The sequence below is a fragment of the Roseibium album genome (genome assembly GCF_001404515.1).
Classification (GTDB): Bacteria; Pseudomonadota; Alphaproteobacteria; order Rhizobiales; family Stappiaceae; genus Roseibium; species Roseibium album.
Window position 1 is genome coordinate 283,413 of record NZ_CXWE01000001.1, and the last position, 14,525, is coordinate 297,937.

The window sequence follows — 14,525 nt, forward strand, 5'->3', positions numbered from 1 at the left end:
TTGGAAAATTGCCTGCTTGCCGAAGAAGGTGCTCACGCCACGTTGGAAGTATCGGAAAATGAAAGGCTGCCATCGGCCTGATCGTTGAGCAGCTCGGCCGCAGCTTCTGCTGAGACCGCTTTGGCATACAGGAAACCCTGGCCATAGTGACAACCGCTGGAGCTGAGCGCGTCGTGAACCTCACCCTGTTCAACGCCCTCGGCAACCGCGTCGATATCGAGCCCCCTGGAAAGCACGAGTACCGCTTCCACGATGGCGGCACACTGCTTGTCCGTCAGCATGCGCTCGGTAAAGGACTTGTCGATCTTCACCTTCTTGATCGGAAAGTCCCTGAGGTAGCTCAAGGAGGAGTGACCGGCGCCGAAGTCGTCAAGCGCGATAGTAATGCCCGCTTTGGTGAGCTCGTTCAAAATGCGTTTTGCAGATTCGGGATTTTTCACGAGCGACGTTTCGGTGATCTCCAGAACCAACCGGTCGGCCGGGTAGCCGGCAGTGTCCAGTATGGTCTGGATCTGCGTCGGCAGAGCCGGGTCCTGCAGCTGAACAGGCGATAGGTTGAACGAAAGATAGAGCTCGTCCGGCCAACTCCTGGCCGCAGAACAGGCCTGGGCAAGAAGGTGACGCGTCAACTCTGAAATGATGCCGCAGTCTTCAGCGATCGGAATAAATTGCATGGGGGGCACGTCGCCGAAATCACTGTCCGACCAGCGGGCAAGCCCTTCGAATCCGGCAATCCGTCCCGTGTCCATGTCGAGAATGGGTTGGTAATGTACCTTCACCTCTTCGTTTTCGATTGCACGACGCAATCTTTGCTCCAGAAGCGTCCTGTGCAGGATGGACGCATCCATATCCACTTCAAAAAAACGATAGGTGGATCTGCCGGAAGATTTCGCCCGGTAAAGAGCGATGTCGGCGCGGCGAAGAAGCTCGGTGATGGCATGTCCATCATGCGGGTAGAGGGCGATACCGATACCGGTGCCGATGGAGATCTGTCTCTCGCCGAATTCGAAACGTTCGCTGATACGGGTCAGGAGGCGCCGCGCGAAGCCCGAAGCTTCCGACTTGTCTTTGAACACGGGAGAAATGATTGCGAATTCGTCTCCACCGAGACGGGCAACAATGCCGTCATTGCCGACGGTTTCGGCCAGGCGCCCGGCAAAGCTGCGCAGCAGGTTGTCGCCGAACGCGTGGCCGTACACATCGTTGATGGGCTTGAAGCCGTCCAGGTCCAGCATCATGATCGCGCGAAAACAATCGTCCTTCACCTCCCGGCTGAGAACCGCAAATGCTTCCAGTAACCGGCGGCGGTTGGGAAGACCGGTCAGCGCATCGTGCTGGGCAAGTGCCAGGGCTTCTGAATGTTGGGAAGATCTGGCACTCAGCTCCTTCCTCAGTCGTCTCGTCGCCCAAATGCCGTAGGTGGTGCCGACAAGCGCGAAGACCATGAAAATGCCCGTCGCAGCGTCGTAGAAAAGATGATTGTTTTCGTCGTGACCGTCTTCCAGCAGGTGGGGAATGAATTTCAGAGCCGCAAAACTCACAATGGCCGCTGCAAAAAGCGCGGCCAGGGGGCGTGCCATCATTTGGCTGCCTGCGGCTACCCGGTTTATCACTATTGCGTCCCGATACTTCATACTGCTTTGACGAACTCAAAGTTTCGCATGTATTTCTTGAAGAAGAGTGAAGCAAGAATGAGAAACATTATTGCTATTTATGCGGAGGTGCCGGGCAATCGTTACACCGGAAAAAGGGTGACAAGAGGCTGCTGAATTGCTAACGGACGCACATCTGTTTCCGGAAATACCCTACCAAGACCGAAGGCCACAGTTCCCATGCCCGATCTTCTGCTTGAGCTGTTCAGCGAAGAAATTCCGGCCCGTATGCAACGCAAGGCGGCCGATGAACTGAAATCCCTTGTGACCAATGCTCTGGTGGACTCGGGCCTGCTATATGAGGGCGCCAAGGCGTTTGCGACACCACGTCGCCTGGCACTTCATGTCGCCGGAGTGCCTGCCGGGTCGGCGGCCAAACGAGAGGAACGCAAGGGACCGCGTGTTGGCGCGCCGGAAAAGGCCGTCGAGGGATTTCTGCGCGGTGCGGGACTTGCCTCGATTGAAGATGCAACTATCCGCAACGATCCGAAGAAAGGCGATTTTTATGTCGCCGTGATTGAAAAACCGGGCCGTTCCGCCATCGACATCATTGCCGAATTCATGCCGGGAATTCTGCGCGGGTTCCCCTGGCCGAAATCCATGCGATGGGGCACGACGCCGACGCGCTGGGTCCGTCCACTGCATTCGATCGTTGCGACCTTCGGGCCGGAAACGGAAGAACCCGACGTTGTGCCGTTTGAGTTCGACGGTATCGTATCGGGTCAGACGACAAGAGGCCATCGTTTCCTCGCGGATGAAGCGTTTGATGTGCGCCGCTTCGATGATTATGCGACAGGGCTGGAAAAGCACAAGGTTGTGCTGGACTCGGACCGGCGCAAGGAAATCATCCTGAACGACGCCAAGGATCGTGCGCTGGCTCTTGGTCTGGACCTGGTTGAGGATCCCGGCCTGTTGGAAGAGGTCGCCGGCCTCGTTGAGTGGCCTGTGGTACTGACCGGCAGCTTCGACGAGGCATTTCTGGAAATTCCGGATGAGTGCATTCAGCTCACCATCCGCGTCAACCAGAAGTGTTTTGTTCTGAAGAACCCGACAACCGGGCGTCTTGCCAACAGGTTCGTTCTTGTTTCAAACATTCAGGCCGATGACGGTGGCAAGCTGATCGTCGCCGGCAATGAAAAGGTGATCCGGGCGCGCCTCGCCGATGCCCGCTTCTTCTGGGATACGGACCTGAAGTCAAGCCTGTCTGACAATCTGCCCAGGCTTGCTGATGTGAAATTCCATGAAAAGCTCGGCAGTGTCGGAGCCCGTGTAAAGCGCCTTGTTTCTCTGTCCGCCGAGCTCGCGCTGATAGTCGGTGCCGATGCGTTGAAGGCCAGGCGGGCAGCCGAACTTGCCAAGGCGGACCTTGTGTCCAACATGGTTTTCGAATTCCCGGAACTTCAGGGCCTCATGGGCCGGTACTATGCGACCGCGCAAGGCGAGGACGCTTCTGTCGCAATCGCAATTGAAGAGCACTACAAGCCACAGGGCCCAAGCGATAACGTACCGACCGATCCGGTAGCAGTCAGTGTCGCACTTGCTGAAAAGCTGGACCTGCTGGCTGGCTTTTGGGCCATTGATGAGAAACCGACCGGATCAAAAGATCCATACGCGCTCCGTCGCGCTGCACTCGGGGTAATCCGGATCGTGCTGGACAACAGCCACAGGATAAGGCTGGGCGATGCGGTTCGTTCGGCGTTGGGCTTGATTGATGTTGACGTGGCTGATGAGGATGCGCTTGTCGGCGACCTGCTTTCCTTCTTCGGCGATCGGTTGAAGGTGCACCTGAAGGATGAGGGTGCACGCCACGATCTGATCGATGCCGTCTTTGCGCTGGACGGGCAGGATGATCTTCTGATGGTCGTCAAGCGTGTCGAAGCGCTCGGCAGCTTCGTATCATCCGACGATGGAGCCAACCTGCTCGCAGGTTACAAGCGTGCGGTCAACATTCTGAAGGCCGAGGAAAAGAAGGATGGCGTGCCGGTGACCGGCAGGCCGCATTCCGATCACTTCCAAGAACAGGCAGAGATAGACCTTGCTGCCGCGATCGATGCTGCACGGGCCGAGGCTGCCGGGGCCGTTGCCGTTGAAAACTTCGAGGGCGCCATGGAGGCCCTCTCGAAACTCAGGGCTCCGGTTGACAGGTTCTTTGAAGACATTCTCGTCAATGCCGAGGAGCCCGCACTCCGGATGAACCGATTGCAGCTTCTGGCGGAGATACGTGATGCGACCCATGTCGTAGCCGACTTTTCCAGGGTGGCTGGATAACTCCAGTGTCGCAAGTGTCAGCAGAAGCATTGGATCAGCGAAGGAGATTGCAGTGCCGATAGAGGTACGGTCCGCTTTGCCGCATGATGCAGAGGCAATGGCCGAATTGCTCAACCGTATTATTTCGGCTGGCGGCACAACTGCCTACCGCCAGCCGTTTGACGGCGCGGGGATCGTGAGCGAGTTCATTGAGCCGAAACTTGGAATTTGCTGCCACATTGCATCCGACGAACTGGGCACTTGCGGGTTTCAGGCGCTCTTGTGGTGCGACCCGGATTGGACCGGCCCGGACAAGTTGCCGTCGGACTGGGCTGTGATCGCGACGTATGTTGATCCGGACAGGCATGGAAAAGGGGTTGGACGTGCACTTTTTGGCTGCACCTCTGTTGCCGCCAAAAACGCCGGCGTGAGCTACATCGACGCAACGATCCGCAGGGAAAACACCGGCGGGCTCGGCTATTATTCGAGGATGGGTTTCGTTGATTATCGTTCGGGTGGCGAGAGCGTCTCAAAACGCTTTGCACTGAAGTAGGCGCAGTCTTCCGCTGGTCGCATTTTTGTTCGGAAGGTTACGCCGGTATTGAGTTTCGGCGGGGCCGTTTGCCGCAGATGACCCCGGACAACCGATCCAGGAGAAGGACAGAAGCGTCGGCAAGTCGGTAGCGGTCTTGCCAAAATGCAACGTAAGCGCGTTAAAATCGGCTCAATGCAAAGATTTGTTGCCTAACTTCACATTCCGGCATTGCAAGCGGTCCCCAACCGTCTATGTAGAAGACTGAAATCATAAGAAGCAGTTATATGTGTGAACAAACCAATGCCGCTGGCGCTGAGCCGGAAATTCGAGCGCCACGAGATTGGGTTGCGATTCTTGCAAACTACCGTGAACCCAGCACGCTACGCAGTTCGTTTGAACTCGTGGTCACGGCGGGACCTTTCATTCTTCTGTGGATTCTGGCCTGGTTGTCGCTGGATGTCAGCTACTGGCTGACGGCGGCCATTGCCATGGTCAATGCAGCGTTTCTTGTACGCCTTTTTGCGATCCAGCATGATTGCGGGCACGGGTCGTTTTTCAAGAACCGTACCGTCAGTGACTGGCTTGGCCGGGTCATCGGGGTTCTGACATTGACGCCGTATGATGTCTGGCGGCGGTCACATGCCATGCACCACAGTTCTTCGGGCAACCTTGGGCGGCGCGGCATGGGGGATATTCATACCCTGACCGTTGCGGAATACAGCGCACTGACACCCCGCAGCCGTTTTAAGTACCGCGTCTATCGGTCACCATTCGTTTTGTTCGGGCTTGGCCCGGCCTATACGTTCTTTCTGGAGAACCGTCTTCCCTTCGGTTTCATGGCCAACGCGAAATTCTGGCTCTATGCCATGACAACCAACGCCGCAATCTTTGTCGGCCTTGCACTAATTCTGGTGTTCGGTGGCTGGATGCCGATCCTGCTGATCTTTTTGCCAACGACCATTCTTGCTGCGACGGTCGGCGTATGGCTGTTTTATGTGCAGCATCAATTCGAAACGACACATTGGGACACGGAAGAAGACTGGCAGCTGCATGATGCAGCGCTGTTCGGAAGTTCCCACTATGTGTTGCCGCCCGTGCTGCAATGGTCAGTTGCCAATATCGGCATCCACCATGTCCATCACCTCAACAGCCGGATCCCCTTCTATCGGCTGCCGGAAGTTCTTCGGGATCACAAGGATCTGGCAGACCGCAATTGCATGACGATCCGTCAGAGCATTGCCAGTATCCGTCTCCATCTTTGGGATGAAAAGTCCAGACGGTTGCTGTCATTTTCCCAGGCAAAGCCGCTGCTTCACTCGGCCGGTTGATTTAACCGGTCTTTGATTTCCGATGCGCACCGCTGATCTATCAGTGCGGGACATTAATGGCACGTTGCGTTTCACTCCGCAGCCTGTTGAGCCAGTCTGGGCACCGGTCTTTCCTCAATTGGCCAGTGAATGATTGCGGCCAGAATTCCCAGCACGATGGCGCACCACCAGATGGCGTCGTACGAACCTGTTTCGTCGTAGAGTTTGCCCCCCAGCCAGACACCGAGAAATGCCCCGATCTGATGCGACAGGAACACGAATCCGAAAAGTGTAGCCATGTAGCGGGGCCCGAACATGACCGCCACGAGGCCGGATGTCAGTGGAATGGTCGAGAGCCACAACAACCCCATCACGGCTGAAAAAACCAGGACGGAAGCCGGCGTTATCGGCAACATGATGAACGCGAAGATTGCGATGGCCCGTCCAAGATAAATAAGGGACAGCAGGATCGGTTTGGAATGCCGCCCGCCGGCATAACCCGATGCGAGGGAGCCGACGATGTTGAAGAGGCCGATAAATGCCAGCGCCCAGCCCCCGAGCGCAGTTCCCAGCCCCAGATCGGCGATGTATGGCGGCAAGTGCACGGTAATGAATGCGACGTGAAAACCGCAGACGAAAAATCCGGTTGTCAGCAGGATGAAGCCTCGCGTTCCGAATGCTTCCGCGACGGCGTCCGTGAGCTTCTGATCGCCGGCAGTACCGCTTGCCGCCGATTGTTCCGGTTTTCCCCTCAGCGCCACCGCCAGGAGAGGAAGGGTTGCAATGAGTCCGGTGAATACGAGTAGCGTGGTTTGCCATCCGATGCTTTCGATAAGCGCAGCACCTAGCGGGTTGAACAGGAACTGACCGAGCGAACCCGAGGCGGTGCCGATGCCGAACGCAAGAGACCGCTGTTCGGGAGAAACGGTTCGTCCGAAGGCTGCCAGCACAAGCGAGAAGGATGAAAAGGCTATTCCGAGTCCGATCAGAACACCTGCGGACAAATGCAGTGCAAGGGCGCTCTGCGCATCGATCATCATGAGAAGTCCGGCTGCGTAGAGTACTGCACCAAGGGCCATTGATTTCCATGTGCCGAAGCGGTCTGCCATCATGCCCGAGACCGGCTGACCTATGCCCCAAACCAGGTTTTGAATGGCAATCGCCAGCGCGAAGACCTCGCGGCTCCAGCCCTGCGCCTCGGTCATTGGCAGGAAAAACAGTCCCATGGCGGAGCGTGGTCCGAACGAGATCATGGCAATCAGGCAACCGCAGACAATCACCAGCGGTATGTTCGGTCTCGAGAGGGCCCTGGTTTGAGCTGCTGTCATCGGATGCCTCGTTTTTGGTTGATTAAGAAATAGCGGCATACGCAAATTGGTAAAACGCGAAATTTTGATCGATGGATCACAAAATGGAATGCATGATCGCAGTGGTGAGCGCACATGCTGCAGCAGAGCGCACAAAGATTAGCCAGCTAGGATCAGGTCGAAAAAAAGCAGCGCCCAAGCCTATGAAATCAAAACGCAAAATCTGAAAAACCAAAAAATGGTGCGAAAGTGATGGATTTTTTGTCGTGATCCGCTTATATAAACTCTGAAAGAGCAAAAGGTCAGGGCCGTTGGGCCTGTTTTCTTTTGCATTTGATTTGCTCAAGTTGAGTATAAATAATCTGTGAGCTGAAACACCGGTTTCAGCCTGCTTACAGGAGGGGCGCCATGACCGTTGCCCAGACAGCCTATTCGGTATCCGAACCCATCACGACTGGTCTGACAGCGCTGGAACGCTTCGGACATGTGGAGCGTCCGGACTTGCGCTACACGCCCGAAATAGCCGAAGCGACGGCGCCGATCTTCGAGAAGGTCAAGCACTTCATCCCGGCCATCGAATGGGCCGCGCTCGCACCGACGATCCATGCGATCAACAAGCTGAAAAAAGAGCGCAACGCGGTGATTCTCGCGCATAACTACATGACGCCGGACATCTATCACGGTGTAGCCGACATTTTCGGTGACAGCCTTCAACTCGCCATCGAGGCGACCCGAACGGATGCGGAGGTTATCGTCCAGTGCGGTGTGCATTTCATGGCGGAAACCTCGAAGATTCTCAGCCCTGAAAAGACGGTTCTGATCCCTGACATGCGAGCCGGTTGTTCTCTGGCGGAATCCATCACCGGAGCGGACGTTCGCGCCCTGCGGGAACGCAATCCCGGTGTTCCGATCATCACCTATGTCAACACATCGGCCGAGGTGAAAGCCGAATGTGATATCTGCTGTACGTCTTCCAACGCCTTGCAGGTGGTCGAAAGTTTCGGCGTTGACAGGGTTTTCCTTGTTCCGGACAAGTATCTGGCTGCCAATGTCGGCAAGAAAACAGATGTCGAAGTGTTGGTCTGGGACGGTGCCTGTGAGGTTCATGAGCGCTTCACCGCCGAAGAACTTCGCGACTATCGCAGGATCGAGCCTGATGTGAAAATCATCGCTCATCCGGAATGCCCGCCGGAAGTTGTTGCCGAAGCCGACTTTGCCGGCTCGACCGCTCATATGATCGACTGGGTCAAGACAAGGCGGCCGGAAAAGGTGATGATGGTCACCGAATGTTCGATGGCGGACAATATCGCCAGCGAGACCCCCGATGTGAATTACATCCGGCCGTGCAACCTGTGTCCGCACATGAAACGCATCACGCTTGGCAAGATTCTCGACAGCCTTGTCGAGATGAAAGAGGAAGTTGTGGTCGATCCGGTAGTCGCAGATCGCGCACGCACGGCAGTTGAACGGATGATCAACTTGAAAATCTGACCGTCTTCGGTCTAAACCGCACGAAGCATGCTTCCGGACCCGGGACTCTTCCTGGTCCGGAGGTTTTTCGGGCAATGCCCAATCTGTTCCAGGAAGATTCCAATGGCCGTGTCGGTTGATGATTTTGCACCTGACTATATCGGCAAGGATGTGGATGATGTCGTCATCTTGGGAGGCGGGCTTGCCGGCCTTTTCTGCGCGCTCAAACTCAGCCCCAGACCCGTTACTGTCATTACCAATGCTCCGATCGGACAGGGGGCATCTTCCGCCTGGGCTCAGGGCGGTATTGCGGCGGCCATATCGGAACAGGATTCGGTAGAAGAGCACAGGGATGACACGCTGGCCGCCGGCGGTGGTATTTGCGAGCCCAAGATCGTCGACCAGATGACCCGTGAAGGAAGCGACCGGGTTCACGACCTCCTGTCCTATGGCGTTCCATTCGACCAGGACCTGGAAGGTCGCCTGCAGCTTTCCCGCGAGGCGGCTCATTCGCAAAGCCGTGTCGTGCGCGTTCGTGGCGACATGGCTGGCAAGGCCATCATGGATGCGTTGACGACAGCCGTGCGGAACACACCTTCGATCCGTGTGCTGGAAGGATACATCGGCGAAAGTTTTCTGGGTGAAGGCCGCTATGTCACCGGCGTTCTCGTCCGTCGCCGGGGCGGTATTTCGCGTCTTGCCTTTCCGGCCAAGGCAGTTGTCCTCGCCTCCGGTGGGGTTGGCCATCTATACGGCTTGACCACGAACCCGCACGAGGCCAACGGTCATGGACTGGCGATGGCTGCTCGGGCAGGCGCCGTGATTGCCGACGCAGAATTCGTTCAGTTCCACCCGACCGCACTGGATGTCGGCAAGGATCCGGCACCATTGGCAACCGAAGCCCTGCGTGGCGAGGGTGCTCTTCTTGTCGACAAGGCCGGAAACCGCTTCATGGAAGGGGTACATCGGGATATGGAGCTTGCGCCACGCGACATAGTTGCCCGGGCGATCCACGGGCAAATCCTGGAAGGCCGCGGTGCGTATCTCGACTGCAGGCAAGCCATCGGTTCGAACTTCAGGGAAGAGTTTCCGACAGTCCATGCGGCAGTAAGTGCGGCGGGCATCGATCCGGAAAAGGATCTCATACCGGTTGCGCCGGCGGAACATTATCACATGGGCGGTGTCTTGACGGATGCGAACGGCCGGACGTCCCTCGACGGTCTTTGGGCCGCGGGAGAAGTGGCCTCGACCGGCGCCCACGGAGCGAACCGGCTCGCGTCAAACTCACTTCTGGAGGCGGTTGTTTTCGCAGCGCGCATTGCCGAGGACATACAGGGCCTCATGCCAACGCCGCGCAGCGCGTTTTGGGACAAGATGGACGATGCCCCGGGACTGCCAAGCCAGCGAAACGTTGAAGAACGAGACGCCATCAGCGTTCTCAGAACAACTTTGTCGAACAACGTCGGTGTGTTGCGCGATGCAGCCGGTCTCAGAACGGCACTGGCCGATATTGCCAATGCGGAAAAGATCTGTGTCCGGCGATCGATCAAGAACATGATGATTTCTGGCAAGATCATTGCCGCGGCGGCATTGAAGCGCGAGGAAAGCCGTGGTGGCCACTTTCGCAAGGACTTCCCGCAGGAAAATCCGGCTATGGCCAAAAGATCTTATACCAGTCTGGAAGAGGTCGAGGCGATTTCAGCCGAGGCACTTGAGACGGCTTGAGCGGAATCGAGTAAATGATCGATAGACTTCTTGCCGAGTTGCCACAGCTGATGGTGGATGAAACGGTCAAAGCTGCACTTCTGGAGGACTGGGGCCGTGCCGGTGATATCACCAGCCAGGCAACCTTGCCCAAGCATGCACGTGCACGCGCCGTCATCGCCGCGCGCAAACCTGGTGTTCTGGCCGGACTGGGATTTGCCGAAAGTGCTTGCCGCCAAACCGATGCAGCACTTTCCTTCTTGCCTCTCAAGCAGGATGGAGAGCGCCTCGCCCCGAACGATCAGGTTGCCAGGATCGAAGGACCGGCGCGGGCTTTGCTTTCTGCCGAACGCGTTGCGCTGAATTTCCTGGGGCATTTGTCGGGCATCGCCACTGCAACATCGCGCTTTGCAGATCAGATTGCGCATACCAAGGCGAAAATTGTCTGTACGCGCAAGACCACGCCGGGTTTGAGGGCGTTCGAGAAATACGCGGTCAAATGTGGTGGCGGCGCCAACCACCGGTTTGGTCTTGATGACGCGATCCTGATCAAGGACAATCATATTGCGGTTGCCGGTGGTGTTTCAAAGGCCATCGATGCGGCCAGGGCATTTGCCGGACATCTGGTGAAGATCGAGGTGGAAGTCGATACGCTCGACCAGCTTCGCGAAGCACTTCAAGCTGGGCCGGATGTGGTCATGCTCGACAACATGAGCCCTGAAACGCTTCAACGCGCCGTCGAGATTGCAGCCGGCAAGGTCATTTTGGAAGCGTCCGGTGGCATTGAGCTGGATACGGTCAAGGCCGTGGCAGAAGCAGGTGTGGATCTGATTTCATCAGGTTGGATCACCCATTCTTCCCCCGTGCTGGATCTCGGGCTCGATATCGAGATCGCCTGACCTCGTGCCGTGTGGCGGGACCTCGACTTATCTGCGGAAGTGCGTCAGTCTGAGCCGGGAACCAACTGAACTTCCATGAACTGTCAAGGTGAAGGCGGATGGCTTTCTGTGACAGCAAGTAGGCATCACGGCGACGCGCTTTGGAACAATCTCAGGACGGCAACCCGGCGAAACCGGACCAGTATCTGGACGCAGGCAGATCTGATGCCACGACGGTGGATGTTTGTTTCCTTCTTTTGAATAATTTTTCCCTGCTGTCCTTTGCGTCCGCGATTGAACCGCTGCGTATCGCTAACAAGGTTCTGAAACGCAAGTCGTTCAACTACAGATGCTGCACGGTTGACGGTCTTGATGCAATCGCAAGCAATGGCAGTGTCATGCGAGCTGATTGTGCACTGGAAGAAATTGCCAGGGCTGATCTGGTTGCAGTTTGCAGCAGCGATGACGTTGAACGTGTTGAATTGACGGCAAGACAAAAGGCGCTGATCCGGCAGCTTGCCTTGCGGGTCAACCGTGTCGCGGGCATTTGTACCGGTGCCTACGTTCTGGCTGATCTCGGGTTGCTGGACGGCCGGGCGTGCACCATTCACTGGGAATACGCCGATCTGTTCCGGGAAATGTTCCCAAGGACCGACCTGGTTGACAACCTCATCCAGGCCGATGGCCGGTTCCTGACATGCGCGGGCGGCACTGCCGCAATCGATCTCATGGTCGGCTTTATTGCGGAAGTGCACGGGAGCAGGGTTGCCGGTGACGTTGCGGACATAGCGCTGCACCACGACATGAGGTCGGGCGAGGAGCGGCAGCATACGGTAATGCGCGACGATCTGGAGATGGTGCCGAAAAAACTGCGCGTTTGCATCGAACTGATGACCGAACATGTCAGCGAACCACTGTCACTTCAGGAAATTGCCAACCGGCTCGGTGCGAGCCCGCGCCAGCTGCAGCGTGATTTCCACAAATACCTGAATTGCACCCCGCTCGATTATTACAGCAAGATCCGCATCGACATCGCACGTCAACTGGTGTGCCGGACGTCGATGCGCATAATCGATATCGGTGTTGCCTGTGGATTTTCCAGCGGCTCTCATTTTTCAAAACGTTACCGTGCAGCGCATGGCCTGAGCCCGGCGCAGGACAGAGAGCTCCGGAGCCGGAAGCTGGAACGCTGAGACAACGGACGCATTGCACATGGCGCCTTCAGTCATATTGCCGACAACATCAGTCAACAGGACTTGAGCATTGCCGATCTTCGATGGATCGGGATGTTGGCTGGAAAAACCTTTCGAGCGAGTTCCATCGGACATGCAAATGACCGCCGAACTGGTCGCAAGTGGTTCCTTCCGATCGGTTTTTGCCTTAGCGTCGGCTCGAACATTCTGGAAAGGGAGCATTGGGACACCGTAATGAGCGATCAGAATCCAGATGCTGGAAAGTCGGATGAATTCGACGTGGCGCATCGGCTGACCCGATTGGCGCAGATTCCGATGCTGATCGGCCTTTCGGTCGGCATGGTCCTTTTTCTGATTACGTTTTTCGTTGATATCTACGACGCGGTCGCCACCTACGAGTTTCTGGACCGCAAGAAGACGATCCTGCTGATCCTCAACCTGCTGGACATGGTTTTCATCGCCAATCTGGTGGTGATGGTGGCCAACAACACCTACAACACCTTCCGTCTGAAATCTTCCGCCCACGGCGAAGGGTTCATCAAGGAAAGCGAAAGGGCTTATCGACGGATGAAGCATCGGATCGTGTCGACGATCGTCATCATCTCGTCGATCCATGTTCTCAGCGAACTTTTGGAGTTTTCGCAAGTCAATGCGTTGCAGGTCGCCGCGCTGTTCGGGTTCCACCTGATCCTGCTGGCGACCTATGTGGTCACAAATGTTTTCAGGACCAGCGATTGAACCGTCAGGAAATCCTGATCAGTTCCAGCCGCCTGCATAGGTCTTGTAAAAGATGTGCAATCCGACCTGGCCACGCTTGGCCATCGATTTGGCCCAACGCGGATTGACGTAGGTTGCGTGGTAGTGCGTCGAGGCATCGACCATCTTCAGATACTGTTTTCCGTCCAGAACGTCTCTGGCGAGACGTTTCGCCGTCTTCCAGGCATCCTTGCTGGAAATCCGGTCCTTGATGCCGTCGCAGGCAAAGGAGAACTGGCAGCGATTGCGCTTGTGCTTGTTCTGGTAGACGACACCGCAGATTGACTTCGGATAAGACGGGTTCTTCACCCGATTGAGAACCACCTGCGCGACGGCAACCTGGCCTTCTTCGCTTTCACCGCGTGCTTCGAAATAGATTGCTTCGGCCAGACAACGCTGTTCCTTCTTCGTGCCGACGGAAAGTGGCAGTGGCTTTTGCGCCCACCAGTGCGGATTGTCCGGATCTTCAGGGGGCGGCAGTTCCTGTTCGTATTTCGCCGCACCGAAAAGAGCGTCGAAGGGCTCCTTCGTTTCCTTGACGCTTTCGGGTGCATAGGCGGATACGAGTGAAAAACTCGCCGCTGCCGCGTTTCGCGCCATCATCACCTTCTGCAGGTCGAGCGGACCACCTTCAAGAAGACCGTTCTTGCCCGCCTCCGCGAGACGTGTGGTTTCCTTTGAATCGAGCGGTTGAGGCTTGACGAAGGCAACACGCGGCAGATCTTCATGCTTCTTCTCGGTGGAGATCATGCTGGACATGGCGTAAACGTTGCCTGACGCCCCGTCGACCATGTGCCGGTCCGGAGCAATGGTGATGAGGCGGTCGCCTTTTGCCGATGTGTTGGTCAGGATCGTGTCGGGTACGGTTGTCGGTCGAGCGCTTGCAAAGACGTCCTCAAGGCCATAAAGCGGGCGGGCTTCGACACCTCGCTCAGCCGAGGTCAGCGTCAGGATCGGTGCGCTCGTGTAGTCGGGAATTGCCGGAGTGCCAAGTGCGAGCTTTGGAGCGACCCTCGTGGCGAAATTTGCCGGTTCAAGCGCCATCATCCAGCGCGGTGACTGGTCTTTCCTTGCGTTGATCAGTGCAAAGATGTCCTGCTCGCCGATGGAGCCGCCAAGCATGAAAAACAGCACGGGGCTTGTCGCCAGAGCGATTTTCATTCGGCGCAAGCGTGTGCGAGCCGAGCTCTTGTTCTGTGAAACTGCAGAAAAAAACCGCTTTCCGTGGCGGGATAAAGGGCCAAACATACGCAGCCAACTCCAACTCGTTGCACACCGTCCCGGAAGCCGGACGATCAGCGCTAACGTTGTGTGAACAACAACGCCGGAATTGAGAATGTCCGCTTAACCTTGAAAGAGCGTTAATGCGAGATGATTTGACCGGTATTCGCGGATTTTTTTCTAGCGCAAGGGGAATTATGGTTAACGCAACAAAGTTTTAACGATACCTCACAGGTCGGTTACTGGAGGATATTC

At 56.5% G+C, this 14,525-nt stretch carries 11 protein-coding genes; 8 read left to right on the top strand and 3 right to left on the bottom strand.

All coding sequences use genetic code 11. The features are described 5' to 3' along the window. Positions 1-32: 32 nt before the first annotated feature. On the bottom strand, positions 33-1,583 hold the full coding sequence (locus LA5095_RS01335; RefSeq protein WP_208992516.1) for a putative bifunctional diguanylate cyclase/phosphodiesterase: 1,551 nt from the start codon (positions 1,581-1,583) through the stop codon (positions 33-35). Positions 1,584-1,832: 249 nt separating this feature from the next. Between LA5095_RS01335 and glyS the strand changes: the two genes are divergently transcribed. The 3 genes from glyS (at position 1,833) to LA5095_RS01350 (ending at position 5,762) form a co-directional block, all read left to right on the top strand. Then, positions 1,833-3,920 carry a glycine--tRNA ligase subunit beta gene (gene glyS, locus LA5095_RS01340; RefSeq protein WP_055111257.1) on the top strand — a complete coding sequence of 696 codons (2,088 nt, stop codon included), beginning with the start codon at positions 1,833-1,835 and terminating at the stop codon, positions 3,918-3,920. Between the two features lie 52 nt (positions 3,921-3,972). After that, the gene (locus LA5095_RS01345; RefSeq protein ID WP_144436100.1) at positions 3,973-4,452 is read left to right on the top strand and encodes a GNAT family N-acetyltransferase; all 480 of its coding nucleotides are present in this window, start codon (positions 3,973-3,975) and stop codon (positions 4,450-4,452) included. Between the two features lie 266 nt (positions 4,453-4,718). After that, positions 4,719-5,762 carry a fatty acid desaturase gene (locus LA5095_RS01350; RefSeq protein ID WP_055111262.1) on the top strand — a complete coding sequence of 348 codons (1,044 nt, stop codon included), beginning with the start codon at positions 4,719-4,721 and terminating at the stop codon, positions 5,760-5,762. 71 nt (positions 5,763-5,833) lie between these two features. Here the strand turns inward: LA5095_RS01350 and LA5095_RS01355 are convergent, their stop codons facing one another. Continuing rightward, a complete protein-coding gene (locus tag LA5095_RS01355; RefSeq protein WP_055111264.1) occupies positions 5,834-7,069 on the bottom strand; it encodes an MFS transporter in 1,236 nt (411 codons plus the stop codon). A 387-nt stretch (positions 7,070-7,456) separates the two neighbouring features. On the opposite strand from LA5095_RS01355, the gene nadA reads away from it, so the two are divergent. The 5 genes from nadA to LA5095_RS01380 all read left to right on the top strand — a co-directional run bounded on the left by nadA (position 7,457) and on the right by LA5095_RS01380 (position 13,031). Next, positions 7,457-8,539, top strand: a complete 1,083-nt coding sequence (nadA, locus tag LA5095_RS01360) for a quinolinate synthase NadA (RefSeq protein WP_055111265.1) — start codon at positions 7,457-7,459, stop codon at positions 8,537-8,539. A 102-nt stretch (positions 8,540-8,641) separates the two neighbouring features. Beyond that, on the top strand, positions 8,642-10,243 hold the full coding sequence (locus tag LA5095_RS01365; RefSeq protein ID WP_055111267.1) for an L-aspartate oxidase: 1,602 nt from the start codon (positions 8,642-8,644) through the stop codon (positions 10,241-10,243). Positions 10,244-10,257: 14 nt separating this feature from the next. Beyond that, positions 10,258-11,121: a carboxylating nicotinate-nucleotide diphosphorylase gene (nadC, locus tag LA5095_RS01370; protein WP_055111269.1), complete on the top strand. Its 864-nt coding sequence runs from the start codon at positions 10,258-10,260 to the stop codon at positions 11,119-11,121. A gap of 140 nt (positions 11,122-11,261) precedes the next feature. Continuing rightward, on the top strand, positions 11,262-12,293 hold the full coding sequence (locus LA5095_RS01375; RefSeq protein ID WP_082442719.1) for a GlxA family transcriptional regulator: 1,032 nt from the start codon (positions 11,262-11,264) through the stop codon (positions 12,291-12,293). Positions 12,294-12,527: 234 nt separating this feature from the next. Then, on the top strand, positions 12,528-13,031 hold the full coding sequence (locus LA5095_RS01380; RefSeq protein ID WP_055112613.1) for a YqhA family protein: 504 nt from the start codon (positions 12,528-12,530) through the stop codon (positions 13,029-13,031). 18 nt (positions 13,032-13,049) lie between these two features. Here the strand turns inward: LA5095_RS01380 and LA5095_RS01385 are convergent, their stop codons facing one another. Then, on the bottom strand, positions 13,050-14,210 hold the full coding sequence (locus LA5095_RS01385) for a cell wall hydrolase (RefSeq protein WP_055111271.1): 1,161 nt from the start codon (positions 14,208-14,210) through the stop codon (positions 13,050-13,052). Positions 14,211-14,525: the final 315 nt, after the last annotated feature.